Below are 18276 nucleotides of genomic sequence, written 5' to 3' on the forward strand. Positions count from 1 at the left end.
CCCAGGGTCGGGTACGGCGGGTGCGGCGGGCATACGCGGGAGGTGCGGGATAATCGGGGCCATCGTGGCATGACGGTCATTCCGTTCCGGGCTGCGACACCGCGATGCCCAGCGGCGTCCGCTCGTACAGCACCTGGTGGCCGTACCGCCGGGACGCGAGCAGCCCCGCGTCCCGCAGCACCGCCAGATGCGCGGAGACGGAGGAGGGCGCGAGGCCGAGACGGTGCGCGAGCGCCGTCGTCCCCGTCGGCTCGTCCAGGGCGCACAGGACGTCCGCCCGGGCGCGGCCCAGCAGCCGGGCGAGCACCTCCGGCGTGCGGTCCCGGGGCTCGGCCCACAGCCCGCCGATCCCGCGCGCCGGATAGGCCACGGTCGGCTGCCACGGCGGATCGAAGCCGCTCACCACGTCGGGCCAGGTGAAGACCGAGGGCATGAGGACGAGCCCCTGCCCGTCCAGCGGGCGGTCGTGCTCCCCGGCGTAGGCGACCTGGAGGGTCGCGGTCTCGGCGGCCCAGGCGAAGGCCGGGTGCAGCTCGCTCAGGAGCCGTTCGAGCCCGCCCTCCGCGAGCCGGCGCGAGTGGTACGCCACGTCCGCCTCCAGGAGCGCCCGCAGCCGGGGCCACTCGGGAGCGATCAGCGCCTCCCAGGCCGCCTCCAGGAGCACGGTCAGCCGCCGCACCCCGTCGGCCGGATCGGCCAGCAGCCGCCGCCCCTCCTCCGTGGCGGCCGCCCCCGGCGTCTCGGCGAGCGCCCGCTCGAAGTCGACGAGCGCGAGGGCCGGGTCGGTGTCCCGTACGGCGGCGATCTCCTCGTCGAAGGTGGCGGCGGGCCCGAGCGGCGGCGGATAGAGGAAGTCCGGGCTGTGCCCGCGGAGCGGCATGAGGAGCTGGAGCGGCCCGAGGTCGAGCCCCCGCGCGGCGCCCGCGATCCGCCGCATCCACGGCAGGTGGTAGCTCTGCTTCCCGGGCCGCGCGAGGACCCGCACGGCGGAGTGCGTCTCCCAGAGCGGCGAGATCGCGAACCGGATCCGCAGCGGATCGGCCTCGCCGAAGCGCAGGTGGTACGGCACGGGGCACCCTCTCCAGGACGCGGAGGATCGGAACGGCGGAACGGCGGAACGGCCGAGCAACGGAACAGCGGAGCAGCCGAGCAACGGAACAGCGGAGCAGCCGAGCATCGGAACATTCGCGTGGAGCCGAAAGTCTAGGGCGCGGGCGCCACCCGACGGCACGCTGCCGTCATGCCGAACACCGCCTCTCCCGCCACCTCCCTGCCCGCTGCCGCTCCGGAGCCACCGCCCGGCCCCGGGTACCGGGCCGTGTTCCGGGTGCGGGAGTTCCGGTTCGTCTTCGTGGCGCACCTCTTCTCCCTGCTCGGGGTCGTCGTCAGCGAGCTCGCCCTCACCGTGCTCGTCTACGACCTCACCCGCTCCCCGCTCCTCTCCTCCCTCACCTTCGCCCTCGGCTTCCTCCCCTACCTCATCGGCGGCACCCTCCTCGCCGGCCTCACCGACCGCCTCCCGCCCCGCCGGATCCTCGTCGTCTGCGACCTCGTCTGCTCCGCCTGCGTCGCCGCGATGGTCGTCCCCGCGACCCCCGTCGCCGTCCTGCTCGTCCTGCGCTGCGCCATCGCCGTCGTCTCGCCCGTCTTCAACGGCACCCGCATGGCGACCCTCGCCGACATCCTGGGCGAGGGCGACCTCTTCGTCCTCGGCCGCTCCCTCCTGCGGATCGTCTCGCAGAGCGCCCTCCTCACCGGCTTCGCCGTCGGCGGCGTCCTCCTCACCGTCGTCCCGCCGCGCGGCGCCCTCGCCGTCACCACCGTGACCTTCCTCGTCTCGGCGCTGCTGCTGCGCCTCGGCACCGCCCGCCGCCCCGCCCGCGCCGCCGGGAAGTCGGCCGCGAGCGGCCTCGCCGGCACCTGGGCCGTCCTGCGGAACCGGCGCGTGCGCGCCCTGATGCTGATGTTCTGGGTGCCGCCGCTGTTCGCCGTCGTACCGGAGGCGCTCGCCGCCCCGTACGCCGACGAGATCGGCGTCTCCACCGCCGCCCTCGGTCTTCTCATGTGCGCGCTGCCCGTCGGCACCATCGCGGGCGAGCTCTTCGCCGGGTCCTTCCTCGACGCGGTGACCCGCTCCCGGATCGTGCTCCCGCTCGCGGTGACCGGCGTCCTCCCCTACCTCCTGTACGCCCCCGAGCCCGGCGTCGCCCTCGCGGTCGTCGCGCTCTTCCTGGCGGGCGCCACCGGCGCGTACACCCTCGGCCTCGACGCCTGGTTCGTCGCCGCCGTCCCCGAGGACCAGCGGGGGAGGGCCATGACCCTGATGACGGCGGGCATGATGACCGTCCAGGGGATCGGCATGGCGGGAGCCGGGATCGCGGCCGAGTTCGCCCCCGTCCACACGGTCGTCGCCGGCACGGGCGTCGTCGGCACGCTCTGCCTGCTCGCCGCCGCGGCGGAGCTGAGGGCCTCCGGGGCGACCGAGAAATGAGACGGGGCTGACCGCCAAGTTCCCCATGGGTAAGGTCGACGCGTGCCGAAGCCGCTCAGTCTCCCCTTCGACCCCATCGCCCGCGCCGACGAACTCTGGCAGAAGCGCTGGGGCCCGGTCCCCTCGATGGCCGCGATCACCTCGATCATGCGCGCCCACCAGATCCTCCTCGCGGAGGTCGACGCCGTCGTCAAGCCGTACGGGCTGACCTTCGCGCGGTACGAGGCCCTGGTCCTGCTCACCTTCTCCAAGGCGGGCGAGCTGCCGATGTCGAAGATCGGCGAGCGGCTGATGGTGCACCCCACCTCGGTGACGAACACCGTGGACCGGCTCGTGAAGTCCGGCCTGGTCGCCAAGCGCCCGAACCCCAACGACGGCCGCGGCACCCTCGCGACCATCACCGAGAAGGGGCGCGAGGTGGTCGAGTCCGCGACCCGCGACCTGATGGACATGGAGTTCGGTCTCGGCGCGTACGACGCGGAGGAGTGCGGCGAGATCTTCGCGATGCTGCGCCCGCTGCGGGTGAGCGCGCACGATTTCGACGAGAGCTGACCCGCGCGAAGATCGCCCGGAACGTGCCGTTACGCTCGACGGCATGAAATCCAGCGTGCTGACCCGTTACCGCGTCATGGCCTACGTGACCGCCGTCATGCTGCTCGTGCTCTGCACGTGCATGGTCTTCAAGTACGGGTTCGACATGGGTGAGGACGTGACCTTCGCGGTCTCCCAGGCCCACGGCGTCCTCTACATCATCTACCTGGTCTTCGCCTTCGACCTGGGCTCCAAGGCCAAGTGGCCGTTCGGCAAGCTCCTGTGGGTGCTGCTGTCCGGGACGATTCCCTTCGCCGCCTTCTTCGTCGAGCGCAAGGTCGTCCGCGAGACGTTGCCGCTGGTCAGCGGCGTGCAGCCGGAGCCGGTGAAGGCCTGACCCCCACCTCCGCACGTATGTGCGGAGGTTTGCCATCGACATTTACTAGGACGTCCTAGTAAATTCGAGGGTATGGACGCTGACGCCATCGAGGAAGGCCGCCGTCGCTGGCAGGCCCGTTACGACAAGGCCCGCAAGCGGGACGCCGACTTCACCACGCTCTCCGGCGACGCCGTGGAGCCCGTCTACGGGCCCCGGCCCGGCGACACCTACGAGGGGTTCGAGCGCATCGGCTGGCCCGGTGAGTACCCCTACACCCGGGGACTCCACGCGACCGGCTACCGGGGCCGGACCTGGACCATCCGCCAGTTCGCCGGCTTCGGCAACGCCGAGCAGACCAACGAGCGCTACAAGATGATCCTGGAGGCCGGCGGCGGCGGCCTCTCCGTCGCCTTCGACATGCCCACCCTCATGGGCCGCGACTCCGACGACCCGAAGGCGCTCGGCGAGGTCGGCCACTGCGGTGTCGCCATCGACTCCGCCGCCGACATGGAGGTCCTCTTCAAGGACATCCCGCTCGGCGACGTCACCACCTCGATGACGATCTCCGGTCCTGCCGTGCCCGTCTTCTGCATGTACCTGGTCGCCGCCGAGCGGCAGGGCGTCGACCCGGCCGTACTCAACGGCACGCTCCAGACCGACATCTTCAAGGAGTACATCGCGCAGAAGGAGTGGCTCTTCGAGCCCGAGCCCCATCTGCGTCTCATCGGCGACCTGATGGAGCACTGCGCGCAGGGCATCCCCGCGTACAAGCCGCTCTCCGTCTCCGGCTACCACATCCGCGAGGCCGGGGCGACGGCCGCGCAGGAGCTCGCCTACACCCTCGCCGACGGCTTCGGCTACGTGGAGCTGGGCCTCTCCCGCGGCCTCGACGTCGACGTCTTCGCCCCCGGCCTCTCCTTCTTCTTCGACGCGCACCTCGACTTCTTCGAGGAGATCGCCAAGTTCCGCGCGGCCCGCCGGATCTGGGCGCGCTGGATGAAGGAGGTCTACGGCGCCAAGACCGACAAGGCGCAGTGGCTCCGCTTCCACACCCAGACCGCCGGTGTCTCCCTCACCGCCCAGCAGCCGTACAACAACGTCGTCCGTACGGCGGTCGAGGCCCTCTCCGCCGTCCTCGGCGGCACCAACTCCCTCCACACCAACGCCCTCGACGAGACCCTCGCGCTGCCCAGCGCGCAGGCCGCCGAGATCGCCCTCCGCACGCAGCAGGTGCTGATGGAGGAGACCGGCGTGGCCAACGTGGCCGACCCGCTGGGCGGCTCCTGGTACGTCGAGCAGCTCACCGACCGCATCGAGGCCGACGCCGAGAAGATCTTCGACCAGATCAAGGAGCGCGGCCGCCGCGCCCACCCGGACGGGCAGCACCCGATCGGGCCGATCACCTCGGGCATCCTGCGCGGCATCGAGGACGGCTGGTTCACCGGCGAGATCGCCGAGTCCGCCTTCCAGTACCAGCAGTCCCTGGAGAAGGGCGACAAGCGGGTCGTCGGCGTCAACTGCGCCCACGGCTCCGTCACCGGCGACCTGGAGATCCTGCGGGTCAGTCACGAGGTCGAGTGGGAGCAGGTCCGGGTCCTCGGCGAGCGCAAGGAGCGCCGTGACGACGCCAAGGTCCGCGCCTCGCTGGACGCGATGCTCGCGGCGGCCCGGGACGGCTCGAACATGATCGCCCCGATGCTGGAGGCCGTCCGCGCCGAGGCCACCCTCGGCGAGATCTGCAACGTCCTGCGCGACGAGTGGGGCGTCTACACCGAGCCGCCGGGCTTCTGACCGTCGGCCATCGCTACGCCGGCAGGGGCGGTACGGGGACTCCCGTACCGCCCCTGCCGGCGTGCGAGGTGACGTACTTCCGGCACCTAACCGAGGGCCGCCACCGCGCCCAGGCCACCCACGAGGAGGGCCGAGAGGCGGGCCACCCACTCCCCGTCGACCGGCTCGGCGCTCACGAGGGCGCGGTGGACGACCGCGCCCGCGATGACGTCGAAGATCAGGTCGTCCGTGGCGTCCACGGCGACCGGATCGCGGTCCGCGGGGAGTTCGCCGCGCTGCTGGGCCCGTCGGCGGCCCGCCAGGACGAGCCGCTTCTGGCGGTCGACGATCGAGGCGCGGATGCGCTCGCGCAGCGGTGCGTCGCGGGTCGACTCGGCCACCACCGCCATCAGGGCCGTCTTGGTCTCCGGGCGTTCGAGGAGCGCCGCGAACTGGATCACGACGTGCTCGATGTCGGCCTGGAGGGAACCCAGGTCGGGCAGTTCGAGTTCATCGAAGAGGACGGCGACGGCGTCCACCACGAGCTCGTTCTTGTTGGCCCAGCGGCGGTAGAGGGTCGTCTTCGCAACCCCGGCGCGGCCGGCGACGTCCCCCATCGTGAGCTTGGACCAGCCGAGGTCGACCAGGGCGGCGCGGGTCGCCTCCAGGATGGCCGCGTCGGCCTCGGTGGAGCGAGGGCGACCGGTACGGCTGTTGCGGGGGGTACTGCTGCACATGGGGATCGACCATACCCGCCGGTAGGTACGGCGCCAGAGGTGCGCGATGTGAGGCAGTTCACCGAGCGGATCGCTCCCGCGCCCTCCCCGCCGATCCTCCCGGAGAGTTACGCTACGACCTGTAGCGAAAGGCTTTGAGCGGCCCGAGCGACAACCAACTGCCGGGTGGGGATCCGGCAAGCACCGGGTGGGGACCCGGTGCGGATCGAAGACGAAGAACCGTGTTGCCCACGCGTCTCGCACACCGGCGGGAGACGTACGGGCGGCACGGTTCAGCCATGACTTACCGGTTACACGCGCGGAAGGGGGAGGATGTACGCATGCAGCCCCGAAACATGTCCATGAGCGGCGTCGTCGACCTTGCCGCGGTGAAGGCGGCCGGAGAGGCCAAGGCCAAGGCGGAGCAGGTCCGCGCCGAGGCCGCCCGGCAGGGTGGTTCCGCCGCGGTGCCCCCCTCCGCCCTGGTGATCGACGTCGACGAGGCCGGCTTCGAGCGCGATGTCATCCAGCGCTCCGCCGAGGTCCCGGTCGTCCTCGACTTCTGGGCCGAGTGGTGCGAGCCGTGCAAGCAGCTCGGCCCCCTCCTGGAGCGGCTGGCCGTCGAGTACAACGGCCGCTTCCTGCTCGCGAAGATCGACGTCGACGCCAACCAGATGCTGATGCAGCAGTTCGGCATCCAGGGAATTCCGGCCGTTTTCGCGGTGGTCGCCGGTCAGGCGCTGCCGCTCTTCCAGGGCGCGGTGCCCGAGGCCCAGATCCGGGAGACCCTCGACCAGCTGATCCAGGTCGGCGAGGAGCGCTTCGGTCTCACGGGCATCGCCGTGGACGCGGACGCGGACGCCGAGGGATCGGCCGCCCCCGCCGCGCGCCCCGCCGGCCCGTACGACGCCCTCCTCGAAGCGGCCATGTCCGCGCTCGACGCGGGTGACCTGGCCGGCGCCGTCCAGGCGTACAAGAACGTGCTCGCCGACGACCCGGCCCACCCGGAGGCCAAGCTGGGCCTGGCCCAGGCCGAGCTCCTCACCCGGGTCCAGGACCTCGACCCCGCCGCCGTCCGCAAGAACGCGGCGGACAACCAGGCCGACGTCGCCGCGCAGATCGCCGCCGCCGACCTCGACCTGGTGGGCGGTCACGTGGAGGACGCCTTCGGGCGCCTCGTGGAGACCGTGCGCCGCACGTTCGGCGAGGACAGGGACGCGGCGCGGCTGCGGCTCCTGGAGCTCTTCGAGGTGATCGGCGTCGACGACCCGCGGGTGACGACGGCCCGCCAGGCGCTCGCCCGGGTCCTTTTCTGAGACGCCTTCCGGGACGTCTTCCCAGGCGCCTTCCGAGGCGTTCCTGACCCGCCGGATCGTCCGACGATTTGGCGACACAGCGACAAACAGCGGCCGCGCTTTACCAAAACTTGGTAATCGCGGCCGCTGTTACTTGCAGTAAATCAAACCGAGGATTCTGTCCGCATTCATACGGCTATCTGCTGATATTGGGCATCACTCGACCGCACCCTGCGTGCCCGTTCGGCGCCACCCCGCCATGCCCCGGTTATCCACCCGTTACTAGCGAGTAACGAACCCCCTTGTGCGACGGCCCGGAATCGACCACGATCGGCGACGCTCGGTCCGAACCGCACACCCCGGCAACCAACCGGGACACGGCAAGGGTCCCCACCGGGCGGTCGGTGCCCCAGGCGCCGGCCATGGACAGGGGGGTTCCCGCTCGCACCGAACGGGGCCTGTCCAATCCGGTCACGCGCAAAGCGTGGCTCATGGTTGTCGCTCGGGGGTGATCGCCGGTGATTCGGACGCGCATCGCGCCGCCTGATGCCTCGGTGCTCCCCTTCCCGAGGACGTAGCTCTTCTCCCATCCCGGGACGGGCCCCCCGGCCCTTCCGGCGATGTACGTCCGAGAAGGAGGAATTCTCATGAAGTCCCAGGTTCGTGGCGGCACCAGATGGAAGCGGTTCGCCGTCGTCATGGTCCCGAGCGTGGCCGCGACGGCTGCGATCGGTGTCGGCCTGGCCCAGGGCGCGCTGGCCGCGTCCTTCAGCATCTCCGGCCAGGAGTTCAAGGTTAAGGCCGACAGCCTTGTCGGCAAGGACTTCGTCCAGTACGGCAGCGTCGACGGCGGCAAGGACCTGGAGGGCAAGCCCTTCGCCGAGCCCGTCGCCGTCTCGGGCTTCTCCGAGGCCTGGATCACCAACATGTGCCAGTCGGTGGTCACGCCGAAGGTGCCGTTCATCGGTGACTCCGTCACGCTCCGGCTCGAGGCCGGAACGGAGCCGAACAAGCCGGTCTACGCGAAGGGCATCTACCTCGATGTCTCCGAGCTGAAGGCCGATGCCGAGTTCGGCAAGATGGACCTCGGCATCGCGGCCGGTGCGCTCAACACCGGGCCCGACGGCAAGCCCGTCGACGGCAAGCCGGGCATCCAGCCGAACACGCAGGCCAACCCCTTCGGCTTCGGTCAGCGTGCCCAGGACGCGACGCTCAACAACGTCAGGCAGAAGGCGTGGGCCACGACGGCCGCCACCTTCAAGCTCCCCAACCTGAGCCTGTCCCTGCACCGGGGCACGTCGGAGGAGTGCTACAAGGGCTGATTCGGTCCGGCGGGTGCGGGCCGTCCCGTACGGCCCCGCCCGCTCCGGCCTCAGCACCACCTTCTTCACCTTCTCAGCAACACCGCTTCCAGGGAGCTGTATCCATGAGCGCCGAGATCCCCGCCTCCCGTGAAGTCCCCAAGGACAACCGGTTCAAGGTCTGGCGGCAGACCCGGCCCTTCTGGGCGGGAATCTTCACCATGATCGGCGGAGTGCCGATCGCCTACCTGCCGTACGGGGACATGCGGCTCGGCAACGCCACGCTCGCCATGCAGACGACCGCCGGGGCCGGTGCGCTGATCATCGGTGTCCTGCTCATCACGCTCGGCTTCACGATGTGGTTCCAGCCCATCGTCCGTGTGTTCGCGGGCGTCGCGACGATCATCCTGGCGCTCGTCTCCATCCCGGTGTCGAACTTCGGCGGCCTCGTCATCGGGTTCCTGTTCTCCCTCATCGGCGGCGGCATGTCCGTCGCGTGGGCGCCCGCGCCCCCGGTCGAGGAGAGCGCCGACGACGCAGAGCACGACGGCCGGCCGGAGGCCTCCGAAGAGGCCGGAGCAGAACTCGAGACCGCGGTCGTGCCGGCGGCCGACATCCCGCAGCAGTACGAGGCGGAGCACCAGGCGACCGAAACGACGATCGACGCCAACGGCGGGAGGAACAGTGCGGGGTGACGAGACTCAGTCGGCGCTCGCGAAGGAGGGCCCGCGGCACGCGGCCCCGCGCAAGTCGCTGCTGAACAGGATCCAGGGCCCTGCGGGCAAGGCCATGGCGCTGGCCGCCATGCCGACCGCGGTGCTCGTGGGCATGGGCCTCACGCCCAAGCTCGCCCTCGCCGACGACAAGGACATCCCCTTCGCACCGGGACCTTGCGTGACCCGCTCGGACGAGCCGACTCCGGAGGAGACGGCGACGCCCACGGCCAAGCCCACGGAGAGCGCGAAGCCGACGGCGACCCCCTCGGCGACCTCGACCGCGTCCGCGAGCCCGAGCTCCACGGCGACGACCGGCCCGACGGCCACGGCCACCGCCTCGGCGAGCGCCACCGCTACCCCGACCCCGACGCCGACCGCGACGGAGACCGGGCAGGCGACCACGCAGCAGAACAGGGAGCCGGCGCCGACCGCGACCCCCTCGGCCACGGCCACCCCGACCCCCACCCCCACGAAGTCGACGAACCCGCTCGACCCGCTGGGCGTGGGCGACGCGCTCAAGGACCTCTTCGACGGCCCGGACCCGAAGCCGACGGCCACCACGGCCGCGCCCACGACGGCGGCTCCGACGACGACGGCCCCGGTCCAGAAGCCCGCGACCGCCGACGATCCGACCGCGCCCGCGGACGAGCCGACCGCGACGGCTTCGGCCACCGCCACCGCGCCCGCCGAGCCGAAGCCGAAGCCGACCGTCGACCCGGCCGCCGACGCGACCAAGAAGGCGATCGAGGAGGCGGCCGACAAGGCCGGTGCCACGGTCAAGGAGCTCCCGAAGAGCGCCCAGGGCCTCGACCCCAAGAAGGACGAGTCCATACCCGACGGCGCCAAGCCCCGCTTCCCGTGCCCCGAGCTCGACGCCGAGGCACTCGCCGCGGCCGAACTGGAGCCGGGCATCCCGCTGCTCCCGGACGAGCCGTGGCGCCTGGAGAGCACGCTCCTCACCCTCAAGGGCCTCAAGTACCACGGCATCGTCGAGGTGAAGACCGGCAGCGGCAAGATCAAGAAGGTCCTGAAGTTCACCGCGACCGGCATCGACATCAAGGACCTTCACCAGCTGACGGTCCACTCCGAGGGCTTCACCGGCCACGTCCGCTCCGACAAGGGCTCGACGTCGACCATCACCGACGGCACGGTGACCATGTACACCGAGGAACTGAAGGGCAACCTCTTCGGCCTCATCCCGATCACCTTCGGTCCGGAGTCCCCGCCCCCGCTGGACGTCCCCTTCGCCTTCTTCACCCAGGTGAAGCTCAAGCAGGCGGGCCAGTTCGGCGGCACCCTCAAGGTCCAGGGCCTCCACAACACGATCGAGCCCAGCTGATCCCCGTACGCGTACGCGCATACGGCTGTGGGCCGCACCCCTTCTCCAGGGGTGCGGCCCACAGCCGTGTACGGATCAGGCGGGACGTCAGGCGTGCTCGCCGCCGCCGAGGTGGTGGACGCGGACCATGTTCGTCGTGCCCGGGACGCCGGGGGGCGAGCCGGCCGTGATGACCATGGTGTCGCCCTCGCTGTAGCGCTGGAGCTTCAGGAGCTCGGCGTCCACGAGGTCGACCATCGCGTCCGTGGTCTCCACGAACGGGACGAGGAAGGACTCGACGCCCCAGCTCAGGGTGAGCTGGTTGCGGGTGTTCTCGTCCGTCGTGAACGCGAGGATCGGCTGCTGCACCCGGTAGCGGGAGAGGCGGCGGGCCGTGTCGCCGGACTGGGTGAAGGCGATCAGCGCCTTGCCGCCCAGGAAGTCGGCGATCTCGCAGGCCGCGCGGGCGACGGAGCCGCCCTGGGTGCGCGGCTTCTTGCCCGGGACCAGGGGCTGGAGGCCCTTGGAGAGCAGCTCCTGCTCGGCCGCGGTGACGATCTTCGACATCGTCTTGACGGTCTCGATCGGGTACGCGCCGACCGAGGACTCGGCCGACAGCATGACCGCGTCCGCCCCGTCCAGGATCGCGTTGGCGACGTCGCTCGCCTCGGCGCGGGTCGGACGGGAGTTGGTGATCATCGACTCCATCATCTGGGTCGCGACGATGACCGGCTTGGCGTTGCGGCGGCACATCTCGACGAGACGCTTCTGCACCATCGGGACCCGCTCCAGCGGGTACTCGACGGCGAGGTCGCCACGGGCCACCATGACCGCGTCGAAGGCCGCGACGACGGCCTCCATGTTCTCGACGGCCTGCGGCTTCTCGACCTTGGCGATGACGGGGACCCGGCGGCCCTCCTCGTCCATGACCTTGTGGACGTCCTTGACGTCGTCGGCGTCGCGGACGAAGGAGAGGGCGACCATGTCGCAGCCCATGCGGAGGGCGAAGCGGAGGTCGTCGACGTCCTTCTCCGACAGGGCGGGGACGTTGACGGCCGCGCCGGGCAGGTTGATGCCCTTGTGGTCGGAGATGACACCGCCCTCGATGACCACGGTCTTGACCCGGGGGCCGTCGATCTCGACGACCCGCAGCTCGACGTTGCCGTCGTTGATGAGGACCTGGTCGCCCTTGGAGACGTCGCCGGGCAGACCCTTGTAGGTGGTGCCGCAGATGGACTTGTCGCCGGGGACGTCGTCGGTGGTGATGGTGAACTCGTCACCGCGCACCAGCTCGACCGGGCCCTCGGCGAAGGTCTCGAGGCGGATCTTGGGGCCCTGGAGGTCGGCGAGGACGCCGACGGCGTGCCCGGTGTCCGCGGAGACCTGCCGGACGCGGTCGTACCGCTCCTGGTGTTCTGCCTGGGATCCGTGGCTGAAGTTGAATCGGGCCACGTTCATGCCGGCCTCGATGAGAGCCTTCAGCTGCTCATACGAGTCGACGGCGGGGCCCAGCGTACAGACGATTTTGGAACGGCGCATGAGGCGGATCCTATCGGTTTGTTTCACTGCGGAATATTCCGACTGGCGGAAAGTACAAATGGGCGCGGGCCCGCTCAAGCGTTCACTCGTTCGAGCTCGCCGAGCTCTGAACGAGCGCGAAACTCTGCCGTGCGATCTCCAGTTCCTCGTCCGTCGGCACCACGGCCACCGCCACCCGCGCGTAGTCCGGAGAGATCAGCCGCGCCTCGTCGGAACGGACGGAGTTGAGGTCCGCGTCCACGGCGAGACCCAGCTCCTCCAGGCCCGCGATCGCAGCCTCCCGCACCGGGGCGGCGTTCTCGCCGACCCCCGCCGTGAACACCACCGCGTCCACCCGGCCGAGCACCGCGTAGTACGCGCCGATGTACTTCTTCAGACGGTGGACGTAGATCTCGAAGGCGAGCGTCGCCGCCGGGTCCCCCTCGTCCACGCGCCGGCGGATCTCCCGCATGTCGTTGTCGCCGCAGAGCCCGACCAGGCCGGACTTCTTGTTGAGGAGGACGTCGATCTCGTCGGCCGACATGCCCGCCACCCGCTTGAGGTGGAAGGTGACCGCCGGGTCGATGTCGCCCGAGCGGGTGCCCATGACCAGGCCTTCGAGGGGCGTCAGACCCATCGAGGTGTCCACGCACCGGCCGCCCCGCACCGCCGAGGCGGAGGCGCCGTTGCCCAGGTGCAGCACGATCACGTTCACCTCCTCGGGAGCCCGGCCGAGCAGCTTCGCCGTCTCGCGCGAGACGTACGCGTGCGAGGTGCCGTGGAAGCCGTACCGCCGGATGCGGTGCGCGTCCGCCGTCGCCACGTCGATCGCGTACCGCGCCGCGGACTCCGGCATCGTCGTGTGGAAGGCCGTGTCGAAGACCGCCACCTGCGGCAGGTCCGGGCGCAGCGACATCGCCGTACGGATGCCGGTGAGGTTCGCCGGGTTGTGCAGCGGCGCCACCGGCACCAGCCGCTCGATCTCCGCGAGCACCTCGTCGTCGACGACCGTCGGAGCGCTGAACCGCAGCCCGCCGTGCACCACCCGGTGGCCGATCGCGGCCAGCTCGGGGGAGTCCAGACCGAGGCCGTCCGCCGCCAGTTCCTCGGCGACCGCCTTCAGCGCCGCCGCGTGGTCGGCGATCGGGCCGTTCTTCTCGCGCCTCTCCCCGCCGCCGCCCTGGAGCGGGGTGTGCACCAGCCGGGAGGTCTCCTCGCCGATCCGCTCCACCAGGCCGGCCGCGAGCCGACTGCCGTCCGCCATGTCGAGCAGCTGGTACTTGACGGAGGACGAACCGGAGTTGAGGACGAGGACGCGGGTGGGGGTGCCGGTCATGCGGGGAGCTCCTGACCCTGGGAGGGGACCTGGGACTGGATCGCCGTGATGGCGACCGTGTTGACGATGTCGCTGACGAGCGCGCCGCGTGAGAGGTCGTTCACGGGCTTGCGCAGACCCTGGAGCACCGGGCCGACGGCCACGGCGCCGGCCGAACGCTGCACGGCCTTGTAGGTGTTGTTGCCGGTGTTGAGGTCCGGGAAGATCAGCACGGTCGCCTGCCCGGCCACCTCCGAGCCCGGCAGCTTCGTGGCGGCGACGGACGGCTCCACCGCCGCGTCGTACTGGATCGGGCCCTCGATCCGCAGCTCCGGATGCGCCTCGCGGACCAGCTTCGTCGCCTCGCGCACCTTGTCGACGTCCGCGCCGGAGCCCGACGTCCCGGTCGAGTACGAGAGCATCGCGATCCGCGGCTCCACGCCGAAGCGCGCCGCCGTGGCCGCCGACTGGGCGGCGATGTCCGCGAGCTGCTCGGCGTTCGGGTCGGGGTTGACCGCGCAGTCGCCGTACACGAGCACCTTGTCGGCGAGGCACATGAAGAAGACCGAGGAGACGATCGACGCCTCCGGCTTCGTCTTGATGATCTCGAAGGCCGGGCGGATCGTCGCGGCCGTGGAGTGCACGGAGCCGGAGACCATGCCGTCGGCCAGGCCCTCCTGCACCATCAGGGTGCCGAAGTAGTTCACGTCCGCGACGACGTCGTACGCGAGCTCGACGGTGACGCCCTTGTGGGCGCGGAGCGCCGCGTACTTCTCGGCGAACGCGTCGCGCAGCTCCGAGGTCTGCGGGTCGATCAGCTGCGTGTCACCGAGGTCCACGCTCAGTTCGGCGGCCTTCTTGCGGATGACCTCGACGTCGCCGAGCAGCGTCAGGTCGCACACGTCGCGGCGGATCAGCACGTCGGCGGCGCGCAGCACGCGCTCCTCGGTGCCCTCGGGGAGCACCACCCGGCGCCGGTCGGTGCGCGCCTGTTCGAGGAGCTCGTGCTCGAACATCATCGGGGTGACCCGGCCGCTGCGGGCGACCGAGACCCGCTTCAGGAGGTCGGAGGTGTCCACGTGCCGCTCGAAGAGGCCGAGGGCGGTCTCCGCCTTGCGCGGGGTGGCGGCGTTCAGCTTCCCTTCCAGGGAGAAGAGTTCGGCCGCGGTGGGGAAGCTGTTGTCGGCTACGGAGATGACCGGGGTGCCGGGCGCGAGCCGGGCCGCCAGGGTCAGGATCTCCTCGCCGGGCCGCTCGTCGAGGGTGAGCAGCATGCCGGCGATGGGCGGGGTTCCGGCCGAGTGCGCGGCGAGCACGCCGACGACCACGTCGGCCCGGTCCCCGGGGGTGACGACGAGACAGCCGGGGGTCAGCGCCTTGAGGACGTTCGGCAGCATCGCGCCGCCGAAGACGAAGTCGAGGGCGTCCCGCGCGAGGCCCTGGTCGTCGCCGAGGACCACGGAGGCGCCGAGCGCCTGGGTGATCTGGGAGACGGTGGGCGCGGCGAGCGCCGGCTCGTCCGGCAGGACGTAACAGGGCACGGGCAGCCGGGCGGAGAGACGCTCGGCGATGACCTCACGGTCCTCGGCCGCCACCCGGTTGACGATCATCGCGAGCACGTCGCAGCCGAGCCCGTCGTACGCGCGGAAGGCGTTGCGGGCCTCGGCCCGTACGGACTCCGAGGGCTGGCCCTTGCCGCCGACCACCGGGATGACGGAGGCGCCGAACTCGTTGGCGAGGCGGGCGTTGAGCGCGAGCTCGTCGGGGAGCTGCGTGGCGGCGAAGTCGGTGCCGAGGACGAGGACGACCTCGTAGTCGCGCGCGACGGCGTGGAACCGGTCGACGAGCTGCGAGACCAGTTCGTCCGTGCCCCGCTCGGCCTGGAGGTCCGAGGCCTCGTGGTAGTCCATGCCGTAGACCGTCGAGGGGTCCTGCGAGAGCCGGTAGCGGGCCCGCAGCAGGTCGAAGAGGCGGTCGGGGCCGTCGTGCACCAGCGGCCGGAACACCCCCACCCGGTCCACCTGGCGGGTGAGGAGCTCCATGACTCCCAGCTCGACGACCTGGCGGCCGTCACCGCGGTCGATCCCGGTCACGTACACGCTGCGCGTCACGCCGTGGTCTCCTGTCCAGTCCTGCGGATCGGGGCGGTCCTGGGGAACGGGCCGGGTGGATGCCTCGCGGCACCCTCGCGGCCCGTGCGTCGATCGCCCGCTCGTGCGTCGATTGCTCGTGCCTCGCTCGCTCGTGCGTCAACCGGCGGCCCTCGGAAAGCCCCTATAGGGCGGCATTACCCCCTTGACAATACCCCCGCCAGTGGTTACGTCGCCCGCCGGACGAAGGGCCCGGAACCCCGGGACGAAAGGCCTCCGCGGGAGCCCGACGGGGGCCCCGGGAGGGACGCGCGGAGCGGCGACGAGCGTCCCCGTCAGGCCGGGCGTGTGAGAATTGCCGTGGCTCATCTGGACCGCGACCGAGCAGGAGACACAGCACGATGCGCATCGGAGTTCTCACCGCAGGCGGCGACTGCCCCGGCCTGAACGCAGTGATCCGGTCGGTCGTGCACCGGGCGCTGACCGGCCACGACGACGAAGTCATCGGCTTCGAGGACGGGTTCAAGGGCCTCCTCGACGGCCACTACCGCCCCCTCGACCTCAACAACGTCAGCGGCATCCTCGCCCGCGGCGGCACGATCCTCGGCTCCGCGCGCCTGGAGCGCAACCGGCTGGCCGAGGCCGCCGAGTCGGCCCCCGACCTGGCCCGGCAGTACGGCATCGACGTCCTCATCCCGATCGGCGGCGAGGGCACCCTGACCGCCGCCCAGATGCTCTCCGACGCGGGCATGCCCGTCGTCGGCGTCCCGAAGACGATCGACAACGACATCTCCTCCACGGACCGCACCTTCGGCTTCGACACCGCCGTCGGCGTCGCCACCGAGGCCATGGACCGGCTGAAGACCACCGCCGAGTCCCATCAGCGCGTGATGGTCGTCGAGGTGATGGGCCGCCACGCCGGCTGGATCGCGCTGGAGTCCGGCATGGCCGGCGGCGCGCACGGCATCTGCCTCCCCGAGCGCCCCTTCCAGGTCGACGACCTCGTCAAGATGGTCGAGGAGCGCTTCGCGCGCGGCAAGAAGTTCGCGGTCATCTGCGTCGCCGAGGGCGCGCATCCGGCCGAGGGCTCGATGGAGTACAAGAAGGGCGAGATCGACCAGTTCGGTCACGAGCGCTTCCAGGGCATCGGCAACCAGCTCGCCGTCGAGCTGGAGCGGCGCCTCGGCAAGGAGGCCCGCCCGGTCATCCTCGGCCACGTCCAGCGCGGCGGCACGCCGACCGCGTACGACCGGGTGCTCGCCACCCGCTTCGGCTGGCACGCGGTGGAGGCGGCGCACCGCGGCGAGTTCGGCCGGATGACGGCGCTGCGCGGCACGGACATCGAGATGGTGCCGCTGGCCGAGGCCGTGACGCAGCTCAAGACGGTTCCCGGGGACCGGATCCGCGAGGCCGAGTCCGTCTTCTGACCGTGCCCTGACCGGTCTTCCGGCCGTGCTCTGACCGGTCTGCCGGCCGTGCCCTGACCGGTCTTCCGAAGGTCCTTCCGGTCGGGACCTCCGTCCCGACCTGTCCCGGATCCTCTCCGGGACCCGGACACGCCCGAGTGGCCCCGACCCTCCCCCCGTGGAGGGTCGGGGCCACTCGTCGTGACCGGCATCACCACCGGAATTGCCGGGTTCCACTCTTGAGCCGGAGCGTGAGATCAACAAGGCTTGAGGCTTGTCCCGGACATGTCCCAACCCTGTCCGGCGGAAGGGGGAGACGCGGATGATGCCGGGGGAGAAGGCACCCGACCCGCGGGAGACACGGAACGCCGCGGAGTTCGTCGCGTGCCTCCAGGCGCTCAAGGACTGGTCCGGCCTGACCTACCGCGAGCTCTCGGCCCGGGCCGAGGCGCGCGGCGACGTCCTGCCCCGGTCCACCGTCGCCAACATGCTGGCCCGCGCCACCGTCCCCCGCGAGGAGCTCCTGCTCTCGTTCGTCCGCGCGTGCGGGGTGGGTCCGGGCGGCCTTGAGGAGTGGCAGGCGGTACGGAAGGGGCTCGCGGTACGGGGGGTGTACGAGCCCGAGGGCGAGGGCGAGGGCGAAGGCGCGGGCGCTGGCGCTGGTGAGGCCGAGGGCGCGGGCGAAGGGCCGGTCGGGGGAGCCGACCCTGGCGACGGCCCGCACGCGGAGACCGACCCCGTGCCGGCCGTCGGGCCCGCGGTCGTCTGGCCCGGGGAGCCGGTGGAGCCGCAGGACGGCGCCCCCGCGGCCCGGCGGCCGGGGCCCCGGTCCCGGATACGCCGCGCCCTCGTCGCGACGGTCGCGCTGGCCGGTCTCGTACTCGCCGGGTTCAGCGTCGTCGCCGTCCTGCGGGACGGGCACGGCGCCCACCCGCCCCGTACCCTCACCGCGCCCGCCGCCGGGGACGTCCGCATCCGGGTGATCGGCGCGGACCTGTGCCTCGGCGAGCGGCGCGGCTCCCGCACCGGGCAGATCCACCAGGTGCCGTGCGCCGACGCGAAGGTGCCGCTGTACTCGCTGACGGAGCGCGGCGGGGGCCGGTGGAGGATCGTCTCGGACCACCCGGACTACGGCCCCGGCTGCTCCGGCATACCCTCCGGCGGCCGGATACCCGACGCCGCGTACGAGGACTCCGAGTGCGGCGACCCGAGCCGGGTCGAGGAGTTCGTCCTGGAGCCGTACGGCGCCCCCGTCGAGGGCTACCGGATCGTTCCGGCGGACTCCGCGACGCCCGGCAGCTGCGTCACCGTCGTCGGCGACCGCTCGGCGGACTGGGCGCGACTGGCCCAGGCCCCCTGCGCGCCGGACGCGACCGGTCAGCTCTTCAGCTTCGACCGCCGGAGTTAGGGCCTGTCCGGCCATGATCCGC

The 18276-nt window shown here is 71.4% G+C and carries 15 protein-coding genes; 10 read left to right on the forward strand and 5 right to left on the reverse strand.

The features are described 5' to 3' along the window. Positions 1-76 precede the first annotated feature (76 nt). On the reverse strand, positions 77-1069 hold the full coding sequence (locus tag ACZ6K0_RS07020; RefSeq protein ID WP_376399925.1) for an ArsR/SmtB family transcription factor: 993 nt from the start codon (positions 1067-1069) through the stop codon (positions 77-79). A gap of 171 nt (positions 1070-1240) precedes the next feature. Between ACZ6K0_RS07020 and ACZ6K0_RS07025 the strand changes: the two genes are divergently transcribed. From ACZ6K0_RS07025 to ACZ6K0_RS07040, 4 genes are all read left to right on the forward strand, one after another. Next, positions 1241-2491: an MFS transporter gene (locus ACZ6K0_RS07025; RefSeq protein ID WP_469227612.1), complete on the forward strand. Its 1251-nt coding sequence runs from the start codon at positions 1241-1243 to the stop codon at positions 2489-2491. 42 nt (positions 2492-2533) lie between these two features. Further along, positions 2534-3043 (forward strand): MarR family winged helix-turn-helix transcriptional regulator, encoded by a 510-nt coding sequence (locus ACZ6K0_RS07030; RefSeq protein ID WP_376399919.1) that lies wholly within the window; start codon positions 2534-2536, stop codon positions 3041-3043. A 43-nt stretch (positions 3044-3086) separates the two neighbouring features. Beyond that, positions 3087-3419, forward strand: coding sequence for a DUF3817 domain-containing protein (locus ACZ6K0_RS07035; protein ID WP_351815410.1), 333 nt, complete (start codon positions 3087-3089; stop codon positions 3417-3419). A gap of 72 nt (positions 3420-3491) precedes the next feature. Continuing rightward, on the forward strand, positions 3492-5192 hold the full coding sequence (locus ACZ6K0_RS07040; RefSeq protein ID WP_376399915.1) for an acyl-CoA mutase large subunit family protein: 1701 nt from the start codon (positions 3492-3494) through the stop codon (positions 5190-5192). An 86-nt stretch (positions 5193-5278) separates the two neighbouring features. Here ACZ6K0_RS07040 and ACZ6K0_RS07045 read toward each other — a convergent pair whose 3' ends face one another. Beyond that, positions 5279-5908, reverse strand: coding sequence for a TetR/AcrR family transcriptional regulator (locus ACZ6K0_RS07045; RefSeq protein WP_376399912.1), 630 nt, complete (start codon positions 5906-5908; stop codon positions 5279-5281). 320 nt (positions 5909-6228) lie between these two features. Between ACZ6K0_RS07045 and ACZ6K0_RS07050 the strand changes: the two genes are divergently transcribed. The 4 genes from ACZ6K0_RS07050 to ACZ6K0_RS07065 all read left to right on the forward strand — a co-directional run bounded on the left by ACZ6K0_RS07050 (position 6229) and on the right by ACZ6K0_RS07065 (position 10538). Next, on the forward strand, positions 6229-7203 hold the full coding sequence (locus tag ACZ6K0_RS07050; protein ID WP_469227611.1) for a tetratricopeptide repeat protein: 975 nt from the start codon (positions 6229-6231) through the stop codon (positions 7201-7203). Positions 7204-7829: 626 nt separating this feature from the next. Next, positions 7830-8504, forward strand: a complete 675-nt coding sequence (locus tag ACZ6K0_RS07055; protein ID WP_376399906.1) for a DUF6230 family protein — start codon at positions 7830-7832, stop codon at positions 8502-8504. A gap of 104 nt (positions 8505-8608) precedes the next feature. After that, positions 8609-9178, forward strand: a complete 570-nt coding sequence (locus ACZ6K0_RS07060; RefSeq protein WP_376399904.1) for a DUF6114 domain-containing protein — start codon at positions 8609-8611, stop codon at positions 9176-9178. Beyond that, on the forward strand, positions 9168-10538 hold the full coding sequence (locus ACZ6K0_RS07065) for a hypothetical protein (RefSeq protein WP_469227610.1): 1371 nt from the start codon (positions 9168-9170) through the stop codon (positions 10536-10538). The genes ACZ6K0_RS07060 and ACZ6K0_RS07065 overlap by 11 nt, the downstream gene beginning before the upstream one ends. Before the next feature lie 87 nt (positions 10539-10625). Here ACZ6K0_RS07065 and pyk read toward each other — a convergent pair whose 3' ends face one another. The 3 genes from pyk to pta all read right to left on the reverse strand — a co-directional run bounded on the left by pyk (position 10626) and on the right by pta (position 15461). After that, positions 10626-12056: a pyruvate kinase gene (gene pyk, locus ACZ6K0_RS07070; RefSeq protein WP_376399898.1), complete on the reverse strand. Its 1431-nt coding sequence runs from the start codon at positions 12054-12056 to the stop codon at positions 10626-10628. Between the two features lie 82 nt (positions 12057-12138). Then, a complete protein-coding gene (locus ACZ6K0_RS07075; RefSeq protein WP_376399895.1) occupies positions 12139-13371 on the reverse strand; it encodes an acetate kinase in 1233 nt (410 codons plus the stop codon). Beyond that, complete coding sequence (pta, locus tag ACZ6K0_RS07080) at positions 13368-15461, reverse strand: phosphate acetyltransferase (RefSeq protein WP_469227609.1); 2094 nt, start codon at positions 15459-15461, stop codon at positions 13368-13370. Before pta ends, ACZ6K0_RS07075 begins: the two co-directional genes overlap by 4 nt. A gap of 380 nt (positions 15462-15841) precedes the next feature. Here pta and ACZ6K0_RS07085 point away from each other — a divergent pair, with 380 nt between their 5' ends. Together ACZ6K0_RS07085 and ACZ6K0_RS07090 are read left to right on the forward strand one after the other, a co-directional pair. Beyond that, positions 15842-16867: an ATP-dependent 6-phosphofructokinase gene (locus tag ACZ6K0_RS07085; protein ID WP_376399889.1), complete on the forward strand. Its 1026-nt coding sequence runs from the start codon at positions 15842-15844 to the stop codon at positions 16865-16867. 301 nt (positions 16868-17168) lie between these two features. Further along, positions 17169-18254 (forward strand): RICIN domain-containing protein, encoded by a 1086-nt coding sequence (locus tag ACZ6K0_RS07090; protein WP_469227608.1) that lies wholly within the window; start codon positions 17169-17171, stop codon positions 18252-18254. Positions 18255-18276 lie beyond the last annotated feature (22 nt).

The organism is Streptomyces sp. NPDC042346 (assembly GCF_055581845.1).

Bases quoted from the DNA above. Each gene is read 5' to 3' on its own strand.
- ACZ6K0_RS07075 (WP_376399895.1), bottom strand. From the start codon at position 13,371: ATGACCGGCACCCCCACCCGCGTCCTCGTCCTCAACTCCGGTTCGTCC.
- ACZ6K0_RS07025 (WP_469227612.1), top strand. From the start codon at position 1,241: ATGCCGAACACCGCCTCTCCCGCCACCTCCCTGCCCGCTGCCGCTCCG.
- ACZ6K0_RS07085 (WP_376399889.1), top strand. From the start codon at position 15,842: ATGCGCATCGGAGTTCTCACCGCAGGCGGCGACTGCCCCGGCCTGAAC.
- ACZ6K0_RS07040 (WP_376399915.1), top strand. From the start codon at position 3,492: ATGGACGCTGACGCCATCGAGGAAGGCCGCCGTCGCTGGCAGGCCCGT.
- ACZ6K0_RS07035 (WP_351815410.1), top strand. From the start codon at position 3,087: ATGAAATCCAGCGTGCTGACCCGTTACCGCGTCATGGCCTACGTGACC.
- ACZ6K0_RS07060 (WP_376399904.1), top strand. From the start codon at position 8,609: ATGAGCGCCGAGATCCCCGCCTCCCGTGAAGTCCCCAAGGACAACCGG.
- pyk (WP_376399898.1), bottom strand. From the start codon at position 12,056: ATGCGCCGTTCCAAAATCGTCTGTACGCTGGGCCCCGCCGTCGACTCG.
- ACZ6K0_RS07050 (WP_469227611.1), top strand. From the start codon at position 6,229: ATGCAGCCCCGAAACATGTCCATGAGCGGCGTCGTCGACCTTGCCGCG.
- ACZ6K0_RS07055 (WP_376399906.1), top strand. From the start codon at position 7,830: ATGAAGTCCCAGGTTCGTGGCGGCACCAGATGGAAGCGGTTCGCCGTC.
- ACZ6K0_RS07090 (WP_469227608.1), top strand. From the start codon at position 17,169: ATGATGCCGGGGGAGAAGGCACCCGACCCGCGGGAGACACGGAACGCC.
- ACZ6K0_RS07045 (WP_376399912.1), bottom strand. From the start codon at position 5,908: ATGTGCAGCAGTACCCCCCGCAACAGCCGTACCGGTCGCCCTCGCTCC.